26 protein-coding genes are annotated in these 24,136 nt (G+C 71.5%); 10 read left to right on the forward strand and 16 right to left on the reverse strand.

Translation table 11 applies throughout. The features are described from left to right. Position 1: 1 nt before the first annotated feature. From FED44_RS30620 to ctaC, 4 genes are all read right to left on the reverse strand, one after another. A complete protein-coding gene (locus FED44_RS30620; RefSeq protein WP_117409182.1) occupies positions 2-1,171 on the reverse strand; it encodes a L,D-transpeptidase in 1,170 nt (389 codons plus the stop codon). Positions 1,172-1,334: 163 nt separating this feature from the next. Further along, positions 1,335-1,730, reverse strand: a complete 396-nt coding sequence (locus FED44_RS30625; RefSeq protein WP_117409181.1) for a cytochrome c oxidase subunit 4 — start codon at positions 1,728-1,730, stop codon at positions 1,335-1,337. Next, the gene (gene ctaD / locus FED44_RS30630) at positions 1,727-3,391 is read right to left on the reverse strand and encodes an aa3-type cytochrome oxidase subunit I (protein ID WP_244302410.1); all 1,665 of its coding nucleotides are present in this window, start codon (positions 3,389-3,391) and stop codon (positions 1,727-1,729) included. Before ctaD ends, FED44_RS30625 begins: the two co-directional genes overlap by 4 nt. Beyond that, positions 3,388-4,218: an aa3-type cytochrome oxidase subunit II gene (ctaC, locus tag FED44_RS30635; protein WP_117409179.1), complete on the reverse strand. Its 831-nt coding sequence runs from the start codon at positions 4,216-4,218 to the stop codon at positions 3,388-3,390. The genes ctaD and ctaC overlap by 4 nt, the downstream gene beginning before the upstream one ends. Positions 4,219-4,406: 188 nt before the next feature. Here ctaC and FED44_RS30640 point away from each other — a divergent pair, with 188 nt between their 5' ends. Together FED44_RS30640 and FED44_RS30645 are read left to right on the forward strand one after the other, a co-directional pair. Further along, complete coding sequence (locus tag FED44_RS30640) at positions 4,407-5,540, forward strand: cysteine desulfurase family protein (protein WP_138462860.1); 1,134 nt, start codon at positions 4,407-4,409, stop codon at positions 5,538-5,540. Beyond that, a complete protein-coding gene (locus tag FED44_RS30645; protein WP_117409177.1) occupies positions 5,540-5,842 on the forward strand; it encodes a sulfurtransferase TusA family protein in 303 nt (100 codons plus the stop codon). Before FED44_RS30640 ends, FED44_RS30645 begins: the two co-directional genes overlap by 1 nt. 70 nt (positions 5,843-5,912) lie before the next feature. Here FED44_RS30645 and FED44_RS30650 read toward each other — a convergent pair whose 3' ends face one another. Together FED44_RS30650 and erpA are read right to left on the reverse strand one after the other, a co-directional pair. After that, positions 5,913-6,899: a carbohydrate kinase family protein gene (locus FED44_RS30650; RefSeq protein WP_117409176.1), complete on the reverse strand. Its 987-nt coding sequence runs from the start codon at positions 6,897-6,899 to the stop codon at positions 5,913-5,915. Between the two features lie 170 nt (positions 6,900-7,069). Continuing rightward, complete coding sequence (gene erpA, locus FED44_RS30655) at positions 7,070-7,423, reverse strand: iron-sulfur cluster insertion protein ErpA (protein ID WP_117409175.1); 354 nt, start codon at positions 7,421-7,423, stop codon at positions 7,070-7,072. Between the two features lie 196 nt (positions 7,424-7,619). Between erpA and nadA the strand changes: the two genes are divergently transcribed. After that, positions 7,620-8,774: a quinolinate synthase NadA gene (nadA, locus tag FED44_RS30660; RefSeq protein ID WP_138462861.1), complete on the forward strand. Its 1,155-nt coding sequence runs from the start codon at positions 7,620-7,622 to the stop codon at positions 8,772-8,774. Between the two features lie 47 nt (positions 8,775-8,821). Here nadA and FED44_RS30665 read toward each other — a convergent pair whose 3' ends face one another. The 5 genes from FED44_RS30665 to FED44_RS30685 all read right to left on the reverse strand — a co-directional run bounded on the left by FED44_RS30665 (position 8,822) and on the right by FED44_RS30685 (position 12,189). After that, a complete protein-coding gene (locus FED44_RS30665; RefSeq protein ID WP_138462862.1) occupies positions 8,822-9,568 on the reverse strand; it encodes a maleylpyruvate isomerase family mycothiol-dependent enzyme in 747 nt (248 codons plus the stop codon). A gap of 24 nt (positions 9,569-9,592) precedes the next feature. After that, a complete protein-coding gene (gene pspAB / locus FED44_RS30670; protein ID WP_117409173.1) occupies positions 9,593-10,141 on the reverse strand; it encodes a PspA-associated protein PspAB in 549 nt (182 codons plus the stop codon). Positions 10,142-10,223: 82 nt separating this feature from the next. After that, entirely contained in the window at positions 10,224-11,114 is an 891-nt protein-coding gene (gene htpX, locus FED44_RS30675) for a zinc metalloprotease HtpX (protein WP_117409172.1), read from the reverse strand. Then, positions 11,114-11,392: a PspA-associated protein PspAA gene (gene pspAA, locus FED44_RS30680; RefSeq protein ID WP_117409171.1), complete on the reverse strand. Its 279-nt coding sequence runs from the start codon at positions 11,390-11,392 to the stop codon at positions 11,114-11,116. Before pspAA ends, htpX begins: the two co-directional genes overlap by 1 nt. Next, entirely contained in the window at positions 11,389-12,189 is an 801-nt protein-coding gene (locus FED44_RS30685; protein WP_117409170.1) for a PspA/IM30 family protein, read from the reverse strand. The genes pspAA and FED44_RS30685 overlap by 4 nt, the downstream gene beginning before the upstream one ends. A gap of 148 nt (positions 12,190-12,337) precedes the next feature. On the opposite strand from FED44_RS30685, the gene FED44_RS30690 reads away from it, so the two are divergent. Further along, positions 12,338-12,955 (forward strand): DUF3043 domain-containing protein, encoded by a 618-nt coding sequence (locus FED44_RS30690; protein ID WP_138462863.1) that lies wholly within the window; start codon positions 12,338-12,340, stop codon positions 12,953-12,955. 98 nt (positions 12,956-13,053) lie between these two features. Here FED44_RS30690 and FED44_RS30695 read toward each other — a convergent pair whose 3' ends face one another. After that, positions 13,054-14,190: an SMI1/KNR4 family protein gene (locus FED44_RS30695; protein WP_138462864.1), complete on the reverse strand. Its 1,137-nt coding sequence runs from the start codon at positions 14,188-14,190 to the stop codon at positions 13,054-13,056. 63 nt (positions 14,191-14,253) lie between these two features. Between FED44_RS30695 and FED44_RS30700 the strand changes: the two genes are divergently transcribed. Then, positions 14,254-15,252, forward strand: coding sequence for an aldo/keto reductase family protein (locus FED44_RS30700; RefSeq protein WP_117409167.1), 999 nt, complete (start codon positions 14,254-14,256; stop codon positions 15,250-15,252). 74 nt (positions 15,253-15,326) lie between these two features. On the opposite strand, the gene FED44_RS30705 is transcribed toward FED44_RS30700, so the two are convergent. After that, complete coding sequence (locus tag FED44_RS30705; protein WP_117409166.1) at positions 15,327-15,533, reverse strand: hypothetical protein; 207 nt, start codon at positions 15,531-15,533, stop codon at positions 15,327-15,329. Between the two features lie 131 nt (positions 15,534-15,664). On the opposite strand from FED44_RS30705, the gene FED44_RS37805 reads away from it, so the two are divergent. Continuing rightward, positions 15,665-16,945: a bifunctional adenosylcobinamide kinase/adenosylcobinamide-phosphate guanylyltransferase gene (locus FED44_RS37805; protein ID WP_138462865.1), complete on the forward strand. Its 1,281-nt coding sequence runs from the start codon at positions 15,665-15,667 to the stop codon at positions 16,943-16,945. An 88-nt stretch (positions 16,946-17,033) separates the two neighbouring features. After that, entirely contained in the window at positions 17,034-17,981 is a 948-nt protein-coding gene (locus FED44_RS30715; protein WP_244302413.1) for an adenosylcobinamide-GDP ribazoletransferase, read from the forward strand. 106 nt (positions 17,982-18,087) lie between these two features. Here FED44_RS30715 and FED44_RS37810 read toward each other — a convergent pair whose 3' ends face one another. The 3 genes from FED44_RS37810 to FED44_RS30730 all read right to left on the reverse strand — a co-directional run bounded on the left by FED44_RS37810 (position 18,088) and on the right by FED44_RS30730 (position 20,615). Further along, the gene (locus tag FED44_RS37810; RefSeq protein ID WP_244302414.1) at positions 18,088-19,173 is read right to left on the reverse strand and encodes a CPBP family intramembrane glutamic endopeptidase; all 1,086 of its coding nucleotides are present in this window, start codon (positions 19,171-19,173) and stop codon (positions 18,088-18,090) included. Between the two features lie 93 nt (positions 19,174-19,266). Beyond that, entirely contained in the window at positions 19,267-20,268 is a 1,002-nt protein-coding gene (locus tag FED44_RS30725; protein ID WP_138462867.1) for a DUF1648 domain-containing protein, read from the reverse strand. Further along, positions 20,265-20,615: a GntR family transcriptional regulator gene (locus FED44_RS30730; protein ID WP_244302415.1), complete on the reverse strand. Its 351-nt coding sequence runs from the start codon at positions 20,613-20,615 to the stop codon at positions 20,265-20,267. The genes FED44_RS30725 and FED44_RS30730 overlap by 4 nt, the downstream gene beginning before the upstream one ends. 135 nt (positions 20,616-20,750) lie before the next feature. Between FED44_RS30730 and FED44_RS30735 the strand changes: the two genes are divergently transcribed. The 3 genes from FED44_RS30735 to FED44_RS30745 form a co-directional block, all read left to right on the forward strand. After that, a complete protein-coding gene (locus tag FED44_RS30735; RefSeq protein WP_138462868.1) occupies positions 20,751-22,259 on the forward strand; it encodes a leucyl aminopeptidase in 1,509 nt (502 codons plus the stop codon). Positions 22,260-22,405: 146 nt separating this feature from the next. Continuing rightward, positions 22,406-23,785 carry a dihydrolipoyl dehydrogenase gene (lpdA, locus tag FED44_RS30740; protein WP_138462869.1) on the forward strand — a complete coding sequence of 460 codons (1,380 nt, stop codon included), beginning with the start codon at positions 22,406-22,408 and terminating at the stop codon, positions 23,783-23,785. A gap of 31 nt (positions 23,786-23,816) precedes the next feature. After that, a partial coding sequence (locus FED44_RS30745; RefSeq protein ID WP_341868639.1) for a biotin/lipoyl-containing protein occupies positions 23,817-24,136 on the forward strand: 320 nt, incomplete at its 3' end.

Below are 24,136 nucleotides of genomic sequence, written 5' to 3' on the forward strand. Positions count from 1 at the left end.
TTCAGAGCGGGTCGGAGAGGGCGGCGCGCAGGCGGCTGCGCTTGAGCCACGCCGGCCAGTCGTCCTGCCAGTAGCTCCACCCGTTGTCCGCGTCCAGCCTGCGCGGAGTCCCGGTCACCACGATGGGGTCGCCGACCAGGGTGTTGTTCTTGAACCACTTGGCGTTCTCCGGGCTGACGTTCACGCAGCCGTGGCTGACGTTGGAGTTGCCCTGGTCGCCGACGGACCAGGGAGCGCCGTGGACGTACTCGCCGGTGTTGGAGATCCGGACGCTGTTGTACACGGTCGTCTCGTAGTAACCGGCCTGGCCGGGACCGGCGTCCGGGGAGGTCATGACCGTGACGTCTTCCCTGGACATCGCCACGTGGATGCCGCTGGTGGTGTGGTGGCGGAAGACGTCGCCGCTGCCCGCGCTGATCGGCATGTCCTTGATCTGCCTGCCGTCCAGCTCGATCTTCATATGGTGTGTCTGCGTGTCGGCCACGCTGATCTGCGACCGGCCGATCTTGAAGTCGCGCGTGTAGTCCTGCTTGCCGTACATGCCGTCGCCGCCCCTGATCCCGGCGAGACGGGCGGTCACCCGGACCTTCGTGTACGGCGGCCAGTAGTGCCGGGGGCGGAAGACGACGTTCTTGGCGTCCAGCCAGTGCCACGCGCCGTCGACGGGCTTAGACGCCTGCACGAAGAGGTTGCGCTCCACCGACACGCGGTCGGTGACGGGCTTGTCGAAGGTCAGGATGATCGGCATTCCGACGCCGACCGTGAGGCCGGTGTCCTCCTTGTTCGGCACCAGGGTGGTGACGGCGAACGTCTTGGCCGCCGGCTTGGTGGAGAAGCGGACGGTCCTGCTCCCCGGGCCGTCCGGTCCGGTGGCCGTCGCCTCGACGCTGTAGGACGTGCCAGGGGTCATGGGACGGGCGCTGCGCCACTGGGACCTGTCGGCGCTGAACACGCCCTCCACGGGCCGCCCAGCGGCCTGTACGACCACGTGGGTGAGGGTGCCGCCCGCTGCGCCGACGAGGATGGGCAGTTCCGGCGGCAGCTCCCCGGAGCCGTCCAGCGGGGTGACGCTGATCGGCGTTCCTGACCGGCGCTCCTCGCCCCCTCTCTCGGAGAGGGAACACCCGGCCACCACCACGAGAAGGGCCAGCGCCCCCGCACGAGCACGCACGTCCGTCTCCCTCAAGTCGCTTTCCGGGAGTTATTCCCGGGCCGCGTCCCGAGCGGGCAGGCACCGTACCGAAGGTCGGCAAAGAACCACCGGCACGGAGACCGGGAGGAACGCGAACGGCCGGCCGGCGAGATCGCCGACCGGCCGCCGCCGGGTCAGGGGCTCAGTGCGAGAAGTTGCCCCGGTAGTACTGGAAGACGAACCCGATCATGCTCATGAGCGTGCAGAACACGCCGAGGAAGAACAGCCACATCCCGACGGCGAAGCCGAAGAACGTGAGCGCGGCCGACAGGCAGACGAACAGCGGCCACCAGCTGTGCGGGCTGTAGAAGCCGATCTCGCCCGCGCCGTCGCTGATCTCGGCCTCCTTGTTGTCCTCGGGCTGGTCGCCGATGCGCCGCGCCGTGAACAGCAGGTAGTAGCCGATCATCAGGGCCAGGCCGACGGAGATCGCCATGGCGGTCGTACCGGTCGGCTCCTTGGACCAGAACCAGTAGACCACGTCGGCCGCGGCGAAGAAGACGCCGCAGAGCAGGAACATCCAGCCCTGGATCTTCATCGGGCCTCCTCCACGAGCTCGGGCTTGGCCGTGATGTGCGGGTACTTGAGGTCGAACGCCGGGCGCTCGGACCTGATCCGCGGCAGCGACAGGAAGTTGTGCCGCGGCGGCGGGCAGGAGGTCGCCCATTCGAGCGAGCCGCCGAAGCCCCAGGGGTCGTCCACGGTGACCTTGGGCGCGAAGCGCCAGGTCCGCCACACGTTGTAGAAGAACGGCAGCGTGGACGCGCCCAGCAGGAGCGCGCCGGCCGAGGAGATCATGTTGAGGTCGGTGAAGCCGTCGACCGGGGAGTAGTCGGCGTACCGCCGCGGGAAGCCGATGACGCCCAGCCAGTGCTGCACCAGGAAGGTCAGGTGGAAGCCGAAGAACAGCATCCAGAAGTGGACCTTGCCGAGCTTGTCGTTGAGCATCTTGCCGGTGAACTTGGGCCACCAGAAGTAGAAGCCCGCGAACATCGCGAACACCACGGTGCCGAAGACCACGTAGTGGAAGTGGGCGACGACGAAGTAGGTGTCGCTGATGTGGAAGTCGAGCGGCGGCGAGGCCAGGATGACGCCGGTCAGGCCGCCGAACAGGAAGGTCACCAGGAAGCCGACGGCGAACAGCATCGGCGACTCGAACGACAGGTGTCCCCGCCACATCGTGCCGATCCAGTTGAAGAACTTCACCCCGGTCGGCACGGCGATGAGGAACGTCATGAACGAGAAGAACGGCAGCAGCACCTGGCCGGTGACGAACATGTGGTGCGCCCACACGGTGACCGACAGGCCCGCGATGGCGATGGTCGCGCCGACCAGGCCGATGTACCCGAAGATCGGCTTACGGCTGAAGACCGGAAGGATCTCCGTGATGATGCCGAAGAACGGCAGCGCGATGATGTAGACCTCGGGGTGGCCGAAGAACCAGAACAGGTGCTGCCACAGCATCGCCCCGCCGGTGGGCGAGTCGAAGATGTGCGCGCCGAGCTTGCGGTCGGCCTCCAGGGCGAGCAGCGCCGCCGCCAGCACCGGGAAGGCCAGCAGCACCAGGATGCTGGTCAGCAGGATGTTCCAGGTGAAGATCGGCATCCGGAACATCGTCATGCCGGGGGCCCGCATGGTGAGGATCGTGGTGATGAAGTTCACCGCGCCGAGGATCGTGCCGAGGCCGGACATCGCCAGGCCCATCACCCACAGGTCGCTGCCGAGGCCCGGCGAGGTCACCGCGTTCGACAGCGGCGCGTACGCCGTCCAGCCGAAGGAGGCGGACCCGCCCGGGGTGAAGAAGCCGAGGACGGCGATGGTGCTGCCGAAGAGGTAGAGCCAGTAGCTCACCATGTTGAGCCGCGGGAACGCCACGTCGGGGGCGCCGATCTGCAGCGGCATCAGCTCGTTGGCGAAGCCTGCGAACAGCGGCGTCGCGAACATCAGCAGCATGATCGTGCCGTGCATCGTGAAGAGCTGGTTGAACTGCTCCGACGACACGAACTGCAGCCCGGGCTGGGCGAGCTCGGCCCGCATCACCAGCGCCATGACGCCGCCGATGAGGAAGAACACGAACGACGTGATCAGGTAGAGGTGCCCGATCACCTTGTGGTCGGTCGAGGACAGCCACTTGGCGATGACCGTGCCCTTGGTGTTCGGCCGCGCGGCGATGCCGGCCGGTTCCTGGATGGCGGTCACTGCGCACTCCCCGCCTGGCTCTTGATGTACTGGTCGAACTCGGCCTGGGGGACGAGCTTCACGGAGAACAGCATCTTGCTGTGGTCGGTGCCGCAGAGCTCGGCGCATCGGCCGACGAAGACGCCCGGCTTGTCGAGCGTCGTGATCTGGAAGTGGTTCTCCACATTGCCGGGGAAGACGTCCTGCTTGAACAGGAACGCCGGCACCCAGAACGAGTGGATGACGTCGGGCGAGTGCAGGTCGAACTGCACCTGGGTGTTGACCGGCAGCACGAGCTGCGGACCCTGGGGGTTCTCGACGCTCTGCTTGCTCAGGTCCACCGGCACGCCCGCGACCACGGCCTTCTGGCCCTGGTAGTCGGTCGTGAAGCGCCAGCTCCACTGGTAGCCCTCGACGGCCACCTTGACCGGGGCGGCCTTGGTGATCCGCGTGATCTCGGTCTCGTCACGGGCCGTGAAGTAGAAGAAGACCGCCACCATGATGACCGGGACCACCGTGTAGAGGATCTCGATCGGCAGGTTGTAACGCACCTGCGGAGGCAGCTCGTCGGGGCTGTTCTTCTTCTTGCGGTGGAACACGCACGCCCACAGGATCAGGCCCCAGACGACCACGCCGGTGGCGAGAGCCGCGATCCAGCTCCCGTTCCAGAGCGTCTGGACGATGCCGGCCTGCTTGGTGGCGCCTTCCGGCATGCCCCCACGAGACCACTGATCGATCGCCTGGCTGCTACACGCCGTCCCGGACGCCACCAGCAGCGCCAGGGCGGCGGCTCCGGGCAACCGGCGGCGTGCCCACGGTCGCCGTGTCGTACGGCGGGTCGGACTCACGGATCGCCTACCCCACAGATGAAGCCCAAGAGTTCCTCCCTTGGGCGGGTTTTCCAATTTGACCCAAAGGTGCGACCGGCTGTGGTGTTTCCGCCGGTCTGCCCTTTACTTGGTTGAGTTCACGCTGGGGGACACATTAGCGCGGACCGGCGCCGCCCCTCTGAGCAGCCCCCGTTAATGTCCTAACTGTGGCCTACCTCGACGCGGCGTCGACCGAACCTCTCCATCCCGCGGCCCGTGACGCTCTGCTGGCGGCGATCGACGCCGGATGGGCCGATCCCGCCCGCCTGTACGGCACGGCGCGCCGCGCCCAGATGTTACTCGAGCGCGCGCGGGCAGAGGTAGCCGAACTGATCGGCGCCCGCGCCGACGAGGTGTCGTTCACCTCCTCCGGGACGCAGGCCGTCCACCTCGGGGTCCTCGGCACGCTGGCCGGCCGCCGCCGGGCCGGGCGCCGCCTGGTGGCGAGCGCGGTCGAGCACTCCAGCGTCCTGCACGCCGGGGAGGTCCACGAGCGCGACGGCGGCGAGGTGGAGATCGTGGGCGTCGGCCGTACCGGCCGGGTGGACGCGGAGGCGTTCGCCGCTGCCGTCGCGCGCCCCGGAACCGCCCTCGCGTGCCTGCAGACGGCCAACCACGAGGTCGGGACCCTCCAGCCGGTCGAGGACGCGGCGGAAGCGTGCCGGGAGGCCGGTGTGCCGCTGCTGGTCGACGCCGCCCAGTCGGCGGGCCGTCTGCCGGTCCCCGGAGGCTGGTCGGTGCTGACCGCGAGCGCCCACAAGTGGGGCGGCCCGGCGGGGGTGGGCGTGCTGGCGGTCCGCAAGGGCGTCCGCTGGCGTTCGCCGCTGCCCGAGGACGAACGGGAACGGCGGCGCGTGCCGGGGTTCGAGAACGTGCCCGCGATCGTGGCCGCCGCGGCGGCGCTGCGCGCGAGGTCGGCGGAGGCGGAGGCCGAGGGGCGGCGGCTGGCGGCCCTGACCGGCCGGATCCGCGCCGAGGTGCCCCGGCTGGTGCCCGACGTCGAGGTCGTCGGCGACCCGGACCTGCGCCTGCCGCACATCGTGACCTTCTCCTGCCTGTACGTCGAGGGCGAGGCGCTGCTGACCGAGCTCGACAAGGCCGGTTTCGCCGTCTCGTCAGGAAGTTCCTGCACGGCGAGTACGCTTCGTCCATCGCACGTCCTCGAAGCGATGGGCGTGCTTACACATGGGAATGTCCGGGTATCGCTGCCCCGTGGCGTGTCCGAGGACGACGTCGATCGGTTCCTCGCGGTGCTGCCGGGGATAGTGCGGCGGATCCGGTCGAGCTTGGGGGTGCGGTGATGTGGCGCAGACGGCCGGACGGCCGGGACACCCGGGCAGAGGAGCCGGAGGCACCGCCCCGGCCCGCGGAGGTCCCCGCGCTGACGGTCGACGCGCTGGGCCGCAAGTGCCCGATCCCGATCATCATGCTCGCCGAGCGGATCAACCAGGTGCCCATGGGCGCCGTGGTGGCCGTGCTGGCCGACGACCCCGCCGCCTTCACCGACGTACCGGCCTGGTGCCGGCTGAAGTCACACGAGCACGTGGCCAGCCACGAACTCCCCCAGGGCGGCTGGTCCATCCACGTCCGCCGCAACTACTAGCGACCTCGTGGTTCGCCGCGGGCACTGCCGGGGCGAACCACGGGTCACGACGGTGTGGAGAGGCGGAGCGTCAGGCGTAGTGGCAGCGGGCGTGGGCGGCCACCTCGTCGGCGGCCTCCTGGCCGTACGCCGAGGCGAAGCGCTCGACGAAGACGCCCTGGCGCAGCTCGTACTCCTGGCCGCCGACCCGCTCCAGCACGTGGGTGGCGATGAGGTTGCCGATCTGGCCGCAGCGTTCGAGCGACAGCCCCCAGGCGAGGCCCGCGAGGAACCCGGCGCGGAAGGCGTCGCCCACCCCGGTGGGGTCGGCCTTGCCGAGCTCGGGAGCCGGCGGGACGTGGATCGAGGGCTCGCCCTTGCGGTCGATCCTGGCGCCCTTGGGGCCGAGGGTGGTCACCCGTACGCCGACCCGGTCGAGGATCTCCTCGTCCGACCAGCCGGTCTTCTGGGCGATGAGCCCGAGCTCGTAGTCGTTGCTGAACAGGTAGGCCGCGCCGTCGACGAGCCTGCGGATCTCCTCGCCGGGCATCCGGGCGAGCTGCTGCGACACGTCCGCCGCGAACGGGATGCCGCGGGTGCGCGCCTCGTCGGTGTGCCGCAGCATCGCCTCCGGGTCGTTGGGGCTGATGAGGACCAGGTCGAGCCCGCCCACACGCTCGGCGATCGGTCCCAGCTCGATCTCCCGGGCTTCCGCCATGGCGCCGGTGTAGAACGACGCGATCTGGTTGTGGTCCTCGTCCGTGGTGCACAGGAAGCGCGCGGTGTGGCGCAGCTCGGAGACGTGGAGCGAGTCGCAGTCGACGCCGTGCCGCTCCAGCCAGGAGCGGTAGTCGGCGAAGTCGGTGCCGACCGCGCCGACGAGGATGGGGGTGAGCCCCAGGCAGCCCATCCCGAAGGCGATGTTGCCCGCGCAGCCGCCGCGGCGGATCTGCAGGTCGTCCACGAGGAACGACAGGGACACCCGGTCGAGCTGCTCGGCGATCAGCTGGTCGCCGAAGCGGCCGGGGAACGTCATCAGGTTGTCGGTGGCGATGGAGCCGGTGACGGCGATGCGCACGGGGCCATTCTCCTCGTTGTCAGCATCAGGGAGACAGTCAGGAAGACAGGGGGCGGGGACGGTGCTCCCGCCGAACCTGTCGAGCGTACCGTCTCGGGCACGACGACGCCCCGCACAGACGATGTCCGTGCGGGGCGCTCAGTTCCCGGCCGCCGGGCGCGGCGGCGCCGTCAGTTGAACGAGTCGCCGCAGGCGCACGAGCCCGTCGCGTTGGGGTTGTCGATCGTGAACCCCTGCTTCTCGATCGTGTCCACGAAGTCGACCGTGGCGCCGACGAGGTACGGCGCGCTCATCCGGTCGGTGACGACGTTCACGCCGCCGAAGGTGGAGACCACGTCGCCGTCCATGGAACGGTCGTCGAAGAAGAGCTGGTAGCGAAGACCCGAGCAGCCACCCGGCTGGACGGCCACCCGGAGCTGCAGCCCCTCCTCGCCCTGCTGCTCGAGCAGGCTCTTGACCTTCCCGGCGGCCGCGTCAGTCAGGATCAGGCCCTGCTGCGTGGTCTCGCTGCTCTCAACCGTCATGTGCTGACTCCCGCGTCTGCGCCAACCGCCCACCCGGAGCGGTCGAATGGTTCTGACGTCCTACCTAGACGCTACCAACACCCGCCGGTCCCTACACATTCCACGGGTGTACCCGCAACCCCACGGACGAACAGGGCGAAACGATGTGTAATGATTAGTCGTCAGTTAGACGATAAGTCCCCTAGGGGGTGTGGTCGTGACGATCACCGAGACCGGCCTTCCGCTCTTCATCCTCGGCCAGGGCACCGACGCGCACAGCGAGCGCGGCGTCGACTGCCCGGGCGAGCTGCCTCCCGCGTCCGACCCGGCGCTGGTGGAGCGTGCCCGCGCGGCCAAGGAGAGGCTGGGCGACCGGCTGTTCGTGCTCGGTCACCACTACCAGCGTGACGAGGTCATCCAGTTCGCCGACGTGACGGGCGACTCGTTCAAGCTCGCCCGCGAGGCCGCGGCCCGGCCGGAGGCCGAGTACGTCGTCTTCTGCGGCGTCCACTTCATGGCCGAGTCGGCCGACATCCTGACCGGCGACACGCAGAAGGTCGTCCTCCCCGACCTGGCCGCCGGCTGCTCGATGGCCGACATGGCCACCTTCTCCCAGGTGGAGGACTGCTGGGACGCCCTGGAAGACGCCGGGATCGCCGACCGCGTCGTGCCGATCACGTACATGAACTCCAGCGCGGACATCAAGGCGTTCTGCGGGCGCAACGGCGGCGCCGTCTGCACCTCCTCCAACGCCCGGCGTGCCCTCGACTGGGCCTTCGAGCAGGGCGAGAAGGTCCTGTTCCTGCCCGACCAGCACCTTGGGCGCAACACGGCCGTGCTGGAGATGGGCCTGTCGCTCGACGACTGCGTGGTCTACAACCCGCACCGCCCGAACGGCGGCCTCACCCGGGAACAGCTCGAGAACGCGAAGATGATCCTGTGGAAGGGCCACTGCTCGGTCCACGGCCGCTTCTCCGCGGAGTGCGTGGACGAGGTGCGGGCCCGCATCCCGGGGGTCAACGTGCTCGTCCACCCCGAGTGCCGCCACGAGGTCGTCAACAAGGCGGACTTCGTCGGCTCGACCGAGTACATCATCAAGAAGCTGGAAGAGGCTCCCGCCGGGTCCTCCTGGGCCGTCGGCACGGAGCTGAACCTGGTGCGCCGCCTGGCGGACCGGTTCCCCGACAAGACCATCACGTTCCTGGACCGGACCGTGTGCTACTGCGCCACGATGAACCGCATCGACCTGCCGCACCTGGTCTGGGCGCTGGAGTCGCTGGCCGCGGGCGAGGTCGTCAACCAGATCACGGTCGACCCGGACACCACCCACTGGGCCAAGGTCGCCCTCGACCGCATGCTCGCCCTGCCGTAACGAGACGCGAGAGGCGCCCCCGAAGCCACTTCGGGGGCGCCTCTCGCTCAGATCTGGGCGCGTTCGCGCCACCAGTGCATCAGTGCGGCGTCTCCCTCGACCGCGGCGGGTTCGCGCCGCCCCCACAGGGTCAGCATCAGATCCCCGGTCGTCTCCGCGCGCACGGTCACGTCGCCGGCTACGTCCGACCTCTCGTACGCGAATCCGGCGGACGTGAGCCGGACGAGCCAGGACCGGCCCGTACCGGCCCGCCAGGAGATCGACTCCCCGTCGCCCTTCAGCTCGGCGAGCAGGGGCCGCCACCGGGCGTACGGAAGCACGTCGAAGAACTCCGCCACCCCGTCCGCCGCGACGTCCTCGTCGACTTCGGGCGCGATGCCGAGGGCGATCTCCGCGTCGGCGCGGTGGACGACGGTCTCGTGCAACTGCCGCCGGGACCAGAACGCCGCGCTCCGCTCCCCCGCCCAGCCCCAGACCTCCGTCTCCGGGTCGCGGCTCTTCATGGCCTCGGTCAGCAGCACGGCTCCGGCCCGCAGCCAGTCGGCGAAGCCGGTGAAGTCGGTGGGATACCCGTGGTCCATCTCCTCGCGGGGATAGCGGTGCGCCGCGGCGTCGCGGACCATCGCGGCCGCCCACCGGTGGACCGCCCCGGTGTGCTCGGCCAGTGCCCGGAGGTCCCATCCGGGGCAGGTCGGGACCGGCGTGCCGCCGTCCCGTCCTCGTACGGCGTCGGCCATCAGGCCGATCTCCCGGGCCGCCGCCTCGGTGTGTCTCAGGTGGGTCCAGTCACTCATGCTGCCTCCGGTGGCCGACGACACTCACAGGCCCGGCGCGCCCCAGACGGGGAACCAGCTCGCGAGATCGGGCTCGATCTTGAGTTCCTGGTCGAGGACGCCCCGCACCTGCAGTTCCAGCGCGTTGTCGCGGCGCGGCTCCCCGGCGGGAGCGAACGGGTAGAACGTGCCGCGCTTGTAGAGATAGACGATCGCCAGCTTCCGCTGCGAGGAATCGGCGAACGTCACCAGCGTGCACAGCAGCGAGGGCCCGAACCCGGCTGACTCCAGCGACGAGTTCGCGGCGTGCAGGTCGGTCACGAGCCCGGCCACGTCGGGGTTGCGCACGGACACCCAGGTGTACCCGTACGAGTCCTGCGACACCTGCGTCTCGCCCATCAGGGCCTCGATCTCCTGCTGGAGCCGGGCGAACGCGCCTCCCTCGGCCGCCCGGAAGCAGACCGAGCCGGTGCCCGCCGGGGCGAACCCGGTGGCGGCGCGCAGGGTGACGGCGGCGGACGGCAGGGCGAACAACGCGTCCAGGTTCGGTCTCGCGGCCTTGGACCGGCCGAGCAGGGCGTCGAACCAGCCCATCAGCGCTCCCGGCCCATCAGCGGCCCCCGGCCATCAGCCCCGTCCCGATCATCAGCCGTCGCAACCATCAGCCGGCCCGTCATCAGCGGCCCAGGGCCGCGGAGATCTTGGCGAGCTGCTCCAGCCGGCGCTCCAGCGGCGGATGGGTCGACAGCAGCGAGGCGACGCTCTGGCCCGACAGGGCGGGCGCGAAGTAGAAGGCGTTGAACGGCTGGGCCTCGCGCAGGTCCCGGGTCGGGATCCGGGCGATATCCCCACTGATCTTGGTGAGGGCGCTGGCCAGGGCGCTCGGCCGCTGCGTGAGCAGCGCTCCCGCGCGGTCGGCGGCCAGCTCCCGGTACCGGGACAGCGCCCGCGTCAGCAGGAAGCTGACGGCGTAGACCAGGCCGGAGACCGCGAAGATGATCAGCCCGATCGGCGGGCCGTTGTTGTCCCTGCGGTTGCCCAGCCCGGCGTACAGCGAGAAGCGGGTCATCAGCCCGGCCACGATCCCGAGGAAGGAGGCGATCGTCATCACCGCGACGTCCCGATGGGCGACGTGCGACAGCTCGTGCGCCAGCACCCCTTCCAGCTCCTGCGCGTCGAGCCGGCGCAGGATGCCGGTGGTCACGCAGACCACCGCGTGCTTCTGGTCGCGCCCCGTGGCGAACGCGTTCGGCATGTCTGAGTCCGCGATCGCCACCCGCGGCTTGGGCATCCCCGCCAGCGCGCTCAGCCGGTCGACGATCCCGTGCAGCTCAGGAGCCTCCTGCGGGGAGACCTCCCGTCCGTTCATCGCGAACAGCGCGATCTTGTCGGAGAGGAAGTACTGCACCAGCAGGAGGCCCGCGGCGATCACGAGGACCATGACCGCCCGGACGCCCACCGCGACCAGGACGGCCATGAACGCCACGTAGAGCAGCCCGAGCAGGAACATCGTCACGGTCATCCGCACGCTGAGGCCGCGATCAGGGGCGAACCGCGTGGAAGTCATCAGCCGGGGATGAGCCCGGTGTCCCCGAGCATCTCCCGCACCTCCTCGATCGAGGCGTCGGCCGGCGGCAGGATCAGCTCGGACGGCTCCAGGGAGTCGTCCGCCAGCGGCCTGCCCACGTCGCGGACCTTGTCGAGCAGCGCGTGCAGCTTGGCACGGAACTGCGTCTCGTCGTCCGTCTCGATGGCGGCCTCAAGCTCGCCGTCGAGCTCGTTCAGCACGTCGATGTCGGCGGGGGCGATCTCCACCTGCCCCTCGCCCATGATCCGGACTATCACAACCCCTCCCCCGGCTTACGGAGCTGCTGCGTGTGCTGCTGGGCGGCCGGGGCCGCCTGGCCCTGCTGCCCCGCCTCGATGGCGCTCTGCGGCGCCGGGCCCTGACCGAGCTCGGCCTTCATCCTGGCCAGTTCGAGCTCCACGTCCTGGCCGCCGCCCATGCGGTCGAGTTCCGCCTGGATGTCGTCGCGCTGCCCGGTGAAGTCGTCCAGCGCTCCACTGGCCAGCAGCTCGTCGATCGCGCCGGCACGGGCCTGCATCTGCGCGGTCTTGTCCTCGGCCCGCTGGATGGCCAGGCCGACGTCGCCCATCTCCTCCGAGATGCCGGAGAACGCCTCGTTGATCCGCGTCTGGGCCTCGGCCGCCGTGTAGGTGGCCTTGATGGTCTCCTTCTTCGTACGGAAGGAGTCGACCTTGGCCTGGAGCCGCTGGCTGGCAAGAGTGAGCTTCTCCTCCTCGCCCTGGAGGTTGCTGTACTGGAGCCGCAGGTCGGCGATCTGGGCGTTCAGACCGTTGCGGCGGGTCAGCGCCTCGCGAGCGAGGTCCTCGCGCCCGGCCGACAGCGCCTGCCTGCTCTGGTTCTCCAGCTTCGAGGTCTGGCTCTCGAGCTGGTTGATCTGCAACTCCACCCGCTTGCGGCTGGTGGCCACGTCGGCCACGCCACGGCGGACCTTCTGCAGCAGTTCAAGCTGCCGCTGATAGGAATAGTCCAGCGTCTCCCGCGGATCCTCCATCTTGTCCAAGGCCTTGTTGGCCTTGGACTTGAAGATCATGGAAAGTCTCTTCATCACGCTCATGCGCGTCGGCCGTCCCCTTCTCCAAGGTCCTGCGTGGGTGACCCCAGCCGTCTAAAGCCCCTTGCCCAGGCGGCGGAACCGCCTGGGTTCACCCTACGCATAACGCGCGAGGGCGTCACTAAGTTGCACTCCCGGTAGGCTGGGCGACGTGTTCCGACGTCGCACCCAGACCTCTGCGGAGGACTCCCCCGTCCCTGTAGAGGATCCTAAGCCCCACGGCACCCCGGGCAAGGGCCGTCCCACTCCCAAACGGAGCGAGGCGCAGGGCCGCCGCCGCTCCCCGGTGACCGCGCCCTCCAACCGCAAGGAGGCCTATCGCCTGGCCCGTGAGCGCGACAAGGCGCTGCGGGCGCGGCAGCGTGAGGCCATGCTGCGCGGAGACGAGCGGGCGCTCCCCGTACGCGACCGTGGCCCGGTGCGCAAGTTCGCCCGTGACTGGGTCGACTCGCGGCGCCTGCCCGGGCAGTACTTCCTGCCCGTCGTCTTCGTCATCATGCTGCTGTCGATGGTGCCGTTCCCGATCCAGGTCCGCTCGGCGGTCCTCCTGGTCTACACGCTGTCCCTGCCGGTCGTGATGGTGCTGGTGCTGGCCGGCTCGTTCTACGTCGCCGGACGCGTGAAGAAGGAGGCGGCGGAGAAGTTCCCGGGCGAGAGCCTCAAGGGCATCGGCTTCTACGCGGCGATGCGGTCGTCGCAGATGCGGCGCCTGCGCTTCCCCAAGCCCACCGTCCTGCCCGGCGGCATCCCGGTCGAGCTGAAGAAGTGACGCCCGCACGCTGATCCCGGCACGGTGATCCCCGGACGGTGATCCCCGGACGGTGATTACCGGACGGCGACGCCCGCTTGGTGCCACCCGCGGGTGGATCAGGCGGACGTCCAGTCCAGCACGCCGCGACGCACCACCGGCCGGAAACCGCCGGACGCGGCGTCACGGGTGAGCGCGTCGGCAGTGGCCCGCAGCAGCGCGTAGTAGGAGGACCAGCGGGCCTGGTAGTACGGCAACTCCGGCGACGCCGCGCCGACCCCGCCGGTGGCGGCGTCGGACACCAGGTAGCCGCCGAGGTCCACGGCGCGGGCGACGGGGACGCCGCCCATCCCACACGCCTCCGGCCAGGCGGAGACCATCTCCCGCGTGCTCATCATCGGGTCGGACGTCGGGAACCGGAAGCTCGCGCCGCCACGGGAACCGTCGTGGCGCAGCAGCGACGCCCGCAGGGAGTCGGGCAGCCGGGTCCCGAGCCGTTCCTCCGCCCTGGCCACCAGTCGCGGGGCCGCCGGGCCGTTCAGGGAGGCGTACGTCCGCGGCGCGTGCGCCCTGAGCCAGCGTTCGATCCGCCGCCACTGCCGGTTGACCCCGGCGGTCACACGGCGGGAGACCGGCCGTACGACCGGCGCCCGGGAAACCGGATGGAGCACGCACTGGGGGCCGGGAGACGTGTCCGGCTCCGCCGTCACGGGCTCCCCGTCCTCCGGGTATGCGGGTACCTCGCCTCCGCACTCGTCCGCCGTGCAGTCGGCCACCGAGTAGAGGATGCCGGGGCCCTGCCCCGGCTCGCAGGCGTCCGCCGGGCACGGTTCGTAGGACGTCCAGGCGTCCGGAGCGAACACGGCGTTCTCCAGCACCTGCGCGCCGAGGGCCAGCAGGCCGATCGACACGACCGCCGCCGCCGTCCAGCGGCGCGCCCTCGTCCCGCGCGGCGGCACGATCCCCTTGATCGGCGGGAGGCCCCCCAGAAGGCGGGCGACGGGAGCGCCGCCCTCCGGCCGCCGGTACCGCTCCAGGTCCTCCTCGGTGGCCCACCCCAGCACCGGCTCCGGGCCGCGCCGGGCCTCCGCGTCCCCGCTCTCCCCCTGGGACGGCGAGGTGGTGGCCCGAAACGGCCGTACAGGCGTGGCGGCCCGGCGTCGCCGCGCGGCCAGGACCAGCCCGGCGGCGGCCCCCGCGACCAGCGCGGCCAGCAGTGCCAGCCGTACGGGACGAGAAGAGATCAACCGGCGCACGCCGGGCACCTTACCGCGATCCGATCACCGGGGTGCCGTGACTCATGACCTAATGTCAAGGACATGGAATACCGTCATCTTGGCCGCAGCGGCCTCATGGTCAGTGAGATCAGCTACGGAAACTGGATCACCCACGGTTCCCAGGTGGAGGAGGACGCCGCCGTCGAGTGCGTCCGCGCGGCCCTCGACGAGGGGATCACGACCTTCGACACCGCCGACGTCTACGCCGGGACCCGGGCGGAGGAGGTGCTCGGCCGCGCGCTGAAAGGCGTGCGCCGCGAGTCGCTGGAGATCTTCACGAAGGTCTACTGGCCGACGGGTGAGGGGAAGAACGACCGGGGCCTGTCCCGCAAGCACATCACGGAGTCGATCAACGGCTCGCTCCGCCGCCTGCAGACCGACTACGTGGACCTCTACCAGGCGCACCGCTTCGACGTCGAGACGCCGCTGGAGGAGACCCTGCGCGCGTTCGACGACCTCGTGCGGCAGGGCAAGGTCCTCTACGTCGGCGTCAGCGAGTGGTCGGCCGACCAGATCGCGCGGGCACTGAAGATCGCCGACGAGATGGGGTTCGACCGGCTGGTGTCGAACCAGCCGCAGTACTCGATGCTGTGGCGGGTCATCGAGTCCGAGGTCGTGCCGCTGTGCGAGAAGGAGGGCCTCGGCCAGATCGTCTGGTCGCCCATCGCGCAGGGCGTGCTGACCGGCAAGTACCTGCCCGGCCAGCCGCCGCCGGCCGGGTCGCGAGCCACCGACTCCACCGGCTCGGGTTTCATCAACCGGCTGATGCGTGACGACGTGCTGCGGCGGGTGCAGGACCTCAAGCCGATCGCGGCCGACCTCGGCCTGTCGATGGCCCAGCTCGCCGTGGCGTGGGTGCTGCAGAACCCCAACGTGTCGTCGGCCATCGTCGGGGCGACCAAGCCGGAGCAGGTGCGCGACAACGTCAAGGCCACCGGTGTGAAGCTCGACGCCGAGGTGCTCAAGAAGATCGACGACGTGCTGGAGCCCGTCGTCGAGCGTGACCCGGCCAAGACCGTCAGCCCGTCCAGCCGTCCCTGAGGCTCAGCCCGATCACGTCGGCGCGCCGCCCGGCTCCCGCGTTCACGGGGTCCGGGCGGCGAGCGCCGCGCGCCTCACTCGGCGCGCAGGGACATCCCCGAGTATTCGACCCGCTCGTCCTCCAGCAGCGACACCTGCTCGACGCCGGCCTCCAGGAGTTCGCGCCAGCTCTCCCCCAGCCACGACTCCGCGTCCGACTGGCTGGAGAAGATCTCCCGGGGCAGCGGGCGGTCCGTGACCTCGCCGCCGTTCGCGTCCTCGTAACGCCACCGCCAAATCATCCGCACCCGCTCCTTCGCTTCCTCGCCGTCCCCGCGCCCGGGACGCACGCCGGGCCGCCGCGACGCGACGGCCGTGCAGCCGGACCCTATCCTGGCTACCCGATCTCGGCGGAGCGCGGAAGGGGGGCGACATGAAGGTCCGGGTGGAGGGCACCGGCGGGCTCCAGGGCTGGCCTGTCCCCGGCTGCGCCTGCGCGTCCTGCGGACGCCTCGATCCCGGCCACCGGCGGCCCGCGTCCGTCCTGGTCGACGACCGCGTACGGCTCGCTCCGGCCGCGCCGGGGCAGGCGCCGGAGGCGGCCGCCGCGACCAGGCCGAACGCTCCAGCGGGGCCGCACGCGGGGGTCGAGGGATACCGGGAACTCCGCACCTCGGACGGCTGCGAGGTCACGACGCCCGACGGCGGCAGGCTGCTGTACGCCGTGGGCCCGCCGTCCGGCCGCGGCGAGCCGGGCTCGCCTCCCGACGCGCCCTTCGACGTGGTGCTCATCGATCTGCCGGACCGGCCGGAACGGCTGGGCGACCTGCGCCGGCGGGGGCGGGTGACGCCGAGCACCCGGATCGTCGCGGTGCACCTCTGCCACCGCATCCCCTCGGAGGGCGAACTCGCCCGCAGGCTCGGCTTCTGGGGAGCGGAGACCGTCCCCGACGGAGCCGTCGTCGACACGGCGAGCACACCGATCACCGGCGGTCCTGCCCACGTCACCGGAGTCCGGCACACCGTGGACGGACCTTCTCCCACCACGGCCGGATCCGCCGGCGCCGGCGACCAGAACTGCGCGGGTGACCCCGCGGCCGGATCTCCGGCCCCGGACGTCACGATGACGAATGGCGTCCGCGCCGCACAACGGGGCGGGCGGCCCCGCCGCACGCTGCTGCTCGGCGGTTCCCGGTCGGGCAAGTCCGAGGAGGCCGAACTCCGCCTGGCCGCCGAGCCCGAGGTGACCTATGTCGCCACCGGGCCCTCCGGGGGCGACGACCCGGACTGGCTGGCCCGCGTACGGGCTCACCGGAACCGGCGCCCGGCACACTGGCGCACCCTGGAGACCACCGATCTCGCGGCGGTGCTGTCCGGCGGCCGGGGGACGTTCCTGGTCGACGGGATCGGCACCTGGCTCGCCGCCGTGTTCGACGAGTGCGGCGCCTGGCCGGACGACGCCCGCCCGGAAGACCTTCGCCGCCTCGCCCTCGACCGGGTGGAAGCGCGGTGTGCGGCGCTGGTGGACGCCTGGCGAGGCACCCGCGCCCGGGTGGTGGCGGTGAGCGACGAGACCGGCCTGGGGGTGATTCCGGCCACCGCCGCCGGCAGGCTGTTCCGCGACGCGCTCGGCCGCCTCAACCAGGCCCTCGCCCGGGAGTCCGAGGAGGTCGCCCTCGTGGTCGCCGGCCGGGTCGTCCCCCTGCCGATCTGATCGCCACAGCGCCACCGCCCTCACCCGCAGAAGGCCAGGACCCGCGAGCCGGAGGGCCGGGGAGCGGGGGCCACTACGATCGTCCCCCGTGCCCTCTGACCCCCGTGTGAGTCCCGGTGCGGCCTGGTGGTTCGCCGTGGGAACCCTCACGATCTTCCCGGTGCCGCCCGTACGGGCCGACCGCTCCGTGGTGGGCCGCGCCATGTCCCTGGCGCCGTTCGTCGGGATGGCCCTCGGCGTGGCGGGCTCCGCCGTGTTCGTGGCCGCCTGGGCGGCGTCCGGCTCGTCGCTGATCGCCGCCGTCCTCGCGGTCGGGACGCTCGCGTGGCTGACCCGGGCCCTGCATCTCGACGGCCTCGCGGACCTCGCCGACGGGCTCGGCAGCGGAAAGCCGGCCCAGGGGGCGCTCGACGTGATGAAGCGCTCCGACATCGGGCCGTTCGGAGTCGTCACCATCCTGATCACCCTGTTCCTCCAGGTCGCGACCCTCCAGCGGGCCGGCCCGTTCGCCTGGGCCATGCTGGTGACGGCCGCCGCGACCGGCAGGCTGGCCGTCACCTGGGCCTGCCGCCCGGGGGTGCCCGCCGCCCGGCCAGGCGGCCTCGGCGCTCTGGTCGCGGGCACCGTGGGGCGGGGCGCGGCCGTCGCGACGACCGTCGTCACCGCTGCCGTCGTGAGCCTCCTCGCTCTCGTCGCGATCAGCCTGCCGCACCTGGACGCGGTCTCGGCCCTGATCGGATTCGCGCAGGGTTCTCCCAGCGACCACTCCGGCCCGTCCATCGCTGCCGAGCGCGTCGCGGTGGCGGCCGCCGACGTGGGAGTCCGGCCCGCCGGGCTGCTGTACCGCCTCTCGGGCGATTCGCGTCTGAGCGTCACCGCCGGTCTGCTCCTGGCGATGGCCGCCGGGCTGGTGTCCGCCGCCCTGCTGCGCCGCCGGGCCGTACGGCGACTGGGCGGCATCACGGGCGACGTGCTCGGCGCCCTGGTGGAGACGGCCACGACGGCGACGCTGCTGGCCGCCGCCGTCCTCGTCTGACATCGTCCGGCACGTGCCGATTCGACAGGGGCTCGCCGGCAGGGGGCCCGGCAGCCCGCGACGGGCTCGGCCGCCGGACCCCCGGCGGCCTCGGCGACCGGGCGGGTCAGCGCGGCGCGGACACTACGGGACGCAGCCGGAAGGCGACGAACACGACGACCGCGAGCAGCGCCCAGCCGACGACCCCGGTGACACCGGCGAGCGCCGGGTTCGGCGGGGCGTCCGCGTCACCGAGGAGCAGCGCCAGCCCCGTCACCGCGTTCAGCGAGCCGTGTGCGATGACCGCGGGCCACACGCTGCGCGAGCGCAGCCGCATCCAGCCGAGCAGCGCCCCGAAGACGACGCAGAAGCCGACGAACAGCACCGCCGCCCAGGCGCCGAGTGCCGGGTAGTTGTACCCCTTCAGCGTCAGGGGTGCGTGCCAGAGGCCCCAGATCACCCCGGACAGCGCCAGCGCGAGCCATACCCGGCGCCCGCGCCGCTCCCCCGTAGCCCCAATGTTCCCGCCCCCGGTACCCGCGCCCCCGGCGTTCACGCCCCCAGCACCGACGACCTCCGCGTCAGCGTTCCCAGCGTGCGCGACCTCCGCGTTGACGTTCCCGGCGTGCGCGACCTCAGCGTTTTCGTGATCGGCGGCGGCCGGGGGCGTGACGGCGGGATCGCCGAGCAGGCGCGGCAGCAGCCAGCCCCGCCAGCCCCACTCCTCTCCGAGCGCGGGAATCGCGTTCAGGAACGGGGCGATCAGCACGGCCTGTACGGCCTGCACGACATACAGGATCCGCGGGTCCATGGGAACCTGCCCCAGGACCGCCCCGAGTTGCGCGCGGAAGAGGCTGAGCCCGGCGAAATCGAGGCTCACCACGCCGACGGCAGCACTGATCAGGAGTGCGACGGCCACGAGAAGCGGCACGCCGAGCAGGGCCGTCGCCAGGAGTGCGGCGGTCCTCCCCCGGTCCGGTCCGAGCGTGAGCCCCGTCGCCCGCGCCCACTCCTTCAGCGGCGTGCCGCGCCGCCGCAGGGCGCACACGGCCAGTACGCCGAGGGAGGGCGTCAGCATCATCAATCCTCCGACCAGCGCGAAGGCCGGCGTGGCGAGCCGTACGGCCCCCAGCCAGACGGGCAGCGCGATCAGCCACGAGGCCCCGAACGCGACGAGGAGAAAGAGGCAGACATCGGCGTTACGGCGGACCACGGTCATCACCTTTCGAACGAGGACGGGCGGTAGGCGGACCCCGGTCCCGCCGCGCGGCAGGCACGGCGAGGCGGTCGGGCGGCGCGGCGATGGTCAGGCGGTCCTGCGGGCGGCGAGGGCGTTGAGCAGGGCGGCGCCGGTCTCGGCGTCGTCCACGCTGACGGCGAGTTGCCCGCCGGAGGTGTAGCGCACGACCAGGCAGTCACCTCCGCGGATCATGACGGTGGCCCGGCCGGGCAGGCCGCGGACACCCCATCCGCCCACCTGCACAGGCGACCTCCACTCCACCCAGGCCCGCTCGATCCGGTCCAGCCGCACGGTGCGCGAGGGCCACCGCAGCGGGCCGAACGCCATGGTCAGCCCCTCGGGCGCGATCCGTACCGAGACCGACGACACCGCCAGCCCGATCACGGCCGCCAGGGCGAGCGGCAGGGCGGTGGACCAGCCCGCGGGGGCGAGGCCCCACAAGGCGGCCGCGGCGAACGACAGCGCCGCGGCGAACGCCACGACCCCCAGTCCCACCGCCCAGGGCGCCGTCGCGGTGGACACCCATACCGGCCGCTTCCGGGTGTCGAGGTCGATCAGCGGACCCGGCCGCTCCCGCTCCGGCGGCGCGTCGTCCGGGCCGAGCCGCCCGGCGAACCGGCCCAGCGCCCCGACCGCGAACGCGACGCCGACGACCACCACGATCTCCCAGCTCGGCGAGGCCGCCCGGCTCCAGTCGTCCCGGCCGAGGTTGGCGGCGACCGTCACGGCCTGGACGCCGATCAGGAAGGCGCCGGTCCAGCCCAGCCCGGCGGCGAACCACACGCGCGTCGCCCTGCGGATCTCCCCCCGCGTCCGCGCCAGCCCGACGAGACTCGTCCCCGCGACGACGGCCCACACCAGGGCGAAGAGCGTCAGCGCGGCCGGCGGCATGGACCGGTCGGGCTGTCCGGACGGCCCCCAGTGACTCGCGACGGGATCGGGGAGCCGGCCGGCGAACGCCAGCGGCACCGCCACGAGCACGGCGGCGACCAGGACGGTCCAGGCCGCGGTGGCCAGGAGGAAGCGGGCGCGCACGCCCGTGTCGGAGGTCCGGTGCGGGTGGGTCATGGCGATTCCTTCATGAGTTCCTTGACGATGCCGAGGACGTCCTCGGGACCGACCCCGTATTGGGCGGCCTCGTCGAGCAGGTCACGCACGCGTTCGCGGAGCGCCGCACGCCCGTCGGGCCGCCGGAGCACGGACACGCCGCGCCCCCGGCGGAACTCCAGCAGGCCCTCGTCACGCAGTTCGCGCAGCGACCGCAGGACCGTGTTGGCGTTGACTCCCAGCGCGGCGGCCAGGTCCCGGGCCGGTGGCAGCCGGTCGCCCGGCGCGACGTCCCCGGTGGTGATGGCGCGCTTGATGGCCGCGCTCACCTGCTCGTGCAGGGGACGCGGGTCGTTGAGATCGAGCATGAGCAACATGGTGCTAACCACATTAGCATTATCTGCCGTTTGGTGCTGTTTCCATCAGCACCATCGAGCGCGCCCATAGATGGGATGAACCCTCGTTTATGCGTAGCCGAGTAAGCCCAGCTAGCATCGGCTCACGTGACCACAGTGCGTATCAACGCGTCTGACGCGGTCTCGACCGAGACCGGCGCCCTCATAGTCGGCATCCACACGACCCCCGACGGCCCACGCACGGCCCCGGGCGGCGAAGGCCTCGACCAGGCCCTGAACGGGCGGCTGACCGAGATCCTCACGACGATGGGGTTCACGGGCAAGGCCGAGGAGGTCGTGAAGATTCCGACCTTCGGCGCGCTGCCCGCGCCCGTCGCCGTCGCCGTCGGCCTCGGCGAGGCGCCCGAAGGCGACTACGACCAGGAAACCCTGCGCCGGGCGGCCGGAGCGGCCGTACGGTCGCTCGCCGGCACGCCGTCCGCGGCGCTCGCCCTGCCCGCCCGCACGGCCGCGGAGGCGGCGGCCGTGGCGCTGGGCGGCCTGCTGGGCGCCTACGACTTCACGCGATACCGCACCGGCGGCGACCGCAAGCCGCCCGTCGGCGAGATCGTCGTCCTGTCCGGCGCGGCCGGGGCCGAGGAGGCCGCCGAGCGCTCGGCGACGGTCGCCGAGTCGGTCACCCTCGTCCGCGACCTGGTGAACACGCCGCCGTCCGACCTGTGGCCCGCGCGCTTCGCCGAGATCGCGCAGGAGAAGGGCGGCGAGGCCGGCCTCTCCGTCGAGGTCTGGGACGAGGTCCGGCTCAAGGAGGAGGGGTTCGGCGGCATCGTCGGCGTCGGCCAGGGCTCGGTCAACCCGCCCCGCCTGGTCCGTCTCGCCTACAGCCACCCCGAGGCCTCCCGCAAGGTGGCCTTCGTCGGCAAGGGCATCACGTTCGACTCCGGCGGCCTGTCCCTCAAGCCCAGCGCCGCGATGGACTGGATGAAGTCCGACATGGGCGGCGCGGGCGCCGTGTTCGGCGCGCTCCTCGCGATCGCCCGGCTGGGCCTGCCCGTCAACGCGGTCGGCTACCTCTGCCTGGCCGAGAACATGCCCTCCGGCAGCGCCCAGCGCCCCTCCGACGTCCTGCACACCTACAGCGGCAAGACCGTCGAGGTGCTCGACACCGACGCCGAGGGCCGCCTGGTGCTGATCGACGGCATCGCCCGCGCCATCGAGGACGCGCCCGACGTGATCATCGACGTCGCCACCCTCACCGGCGCCCAGATCGTCGCGCTGGGCTGGCGTACGTCCGGGGTGATGGCCAACGACGACGCGCTGCGCGAGGAGGTCGTCCGCATCGCCGGCGAGCAGGGCGAGGGCGCCTGGGGCATGCCGTTGCCCGCCGAGCTGCGCAAGGGGCTCGACTCCGCGGTCGCCGACATCGCCAACCTCCAGCCCGAGCGCTGGGGCAGCATGCTCGCCGCGGGCATCTTCCTGCGGGAGTTCGTGCCGCAGAGCGTCCCGTGGGCGCACGTGGACATGGCCGGGCCCGCGTTCAACAAGGGCGAGCCGCACGGCTACACCCCCAAGGGCGGCACCGGCGCGCTGACCCGCACGCTCGTCGCGATCGCGGAGCGGTACGCCGGGAACGGCACGTCCGAGCGGGCTGTTTAACAGGAAGACGGCCTGACACCAGGCCGGACCGACAGAAGACGGCGTGTGGCGGCGTGCCCGCGGGCCGGGGCCATGATCGCCTGGGACTAGTGAGAAGATGCCGCCGGACTCATCCGGCGGAGTGAATACGACCAAGGAGCATTCCAGTGGCTGATGGCAGCGGCCCCTACGACATCGTCGTCCTAGGTGGCGGTAGCGGTGGTTACGCCTGTGCCCTGCGGGCGGCCGAGCTCGGCATGAACGTCGTCCTCATCGAGAAGGACAAGGTCGGGGGCACCTGCCTGCACCGCGGCTGCATTCCCACGAAGGCGCTGCTGCACGCGGCCGAGCTGGCCGACCAGGCCCGTGAGGGCGAGTCGTTCGGTGTGCGCACCCGGCTGGAGGGCATCGACGTCCCCGGCGTCCACGCGTACAAGGACAAGGTGATCGGGGGCCTCTACAAGGGCCTCGCCGGGCTCATCAAGAGCAAGAAGATCACCGTGGTCGAGGGCGAGGGCCGCCTGGCCGGCCCCAACCGCGTGGCGGTCGGCGACCAGGTCTTCGAGGGCCGCAACGTCGTGCTGGCGACCGGCTCGGTGCCGAAGTCGCTGCCCGGCCTCGACATCGACGGCGAGAAGGTGATCAGCAGCGACCACGCGCTGGTCCTGGACCGGGTGCCGTCCTCGGTGGTCATCCTGGGCGGCGGCGTCATCGGCGTCGAGTTCGCCAGCGTGTGGCGCTCGTTCGGGGCCGAGGTCACGATCGTCGAGGCGCTGCCGCACCTGCTGCCGCTGGAGGACGAGTCGAGCTCCAAGCTGCTGGAGCGCGCCTTCCGCCGCCGGGGCATCAAGTACGAGCTGGGCGCCCGGTTCGAGAGCGTCAAGACCACCGGCACGGGGGTCGTCGTCTCGCTGGAGAACGGCAAGACCCTCGACGCCGAGATCATGCTCGTCGCGGTCGGCCGCGGCCCGGTCTCGGCCGGTCTCGGCTACGAGGAGAACGGCGTCTCGACGGAGCGCGGCTACGTGCTCGTCGACGAGTTCTGCCAGACCAGCGTGCCGGGCGTGTACGCCGTGGGCGACCTGATCCCCACGCTGCAGCTCGCCCACGTCGGCTTCGCCGAGGGCATCCTGGTGGCCGAGCACATCGCCGGGCTCAACCCGGTCCCGATCGACTACGACGGCGTCCCGCGCATCACCTACTCCGAGCCCGAGGTCGCGTCGGTCGGCGTCGCCACGTCGGTCGCCCGCGAGCGCGGCCACGACGTCGTCGAGCTGAACTACAACCTCGCGGGGAACGGCCGGAGCAAGATCCTGCAGACTCAGGGCGAGGTCAAGGTCGTCGCCGAGCGCGACGGCCGGGTGCTCGGCGTCCACATGGTCGGCAGCCGGGTGGGCGAGCTGATCGCGGAAGCCCAGCTGATCTTCAACTGGGAGGCCACGGCCACCGACGTCGCCCAGCTGATCCACCCGCACCCGACCCAGTCCGAGGCCCTCGGCGAGGCGATGCTGGCCCTGGCCGGCAAGCCGCTGCACGTCCACAACTGAAGCCCTCCTAGCGAACGCGAGAGAAGAAACCATGCCGGTCTCCGTAACCATGCCCCAGCTCGGCGAGAGCGTTACCGAGGGCACCGTCACCCGCTGGCTGAAGAAGGAAGGCGAGCGCGTCGAGGCCGACGAGCCGCTGCTCGAGGTGTCGACGGACAAGGTCGACACCGAGATCCCTTCGCCGTCCGCCGGCTACCTGACCAAGATCATTGTGGCTGAGGACGAGACGGTCGAGGTCGGCGCCGAGCTCGCGCTGATCGACTCCGAGGCGGGCGCCGCTCCGGCCGCCGCCGAGCCGGCGCCGGCCGCGCCCGAGCCGGCCCCGCAGCCCGAACCCGAGCCGCAGCCCGC

Source organism: Microbispora triticiradicis, assembly GCF_005864065.1.
GTDB classification, from domain to species: Bacteria; Actinomycetota; Actinomycetes; order Streptosporangiales; family Streptosporangiaceae; genus Microbispora; species Microbispora triticiradicis.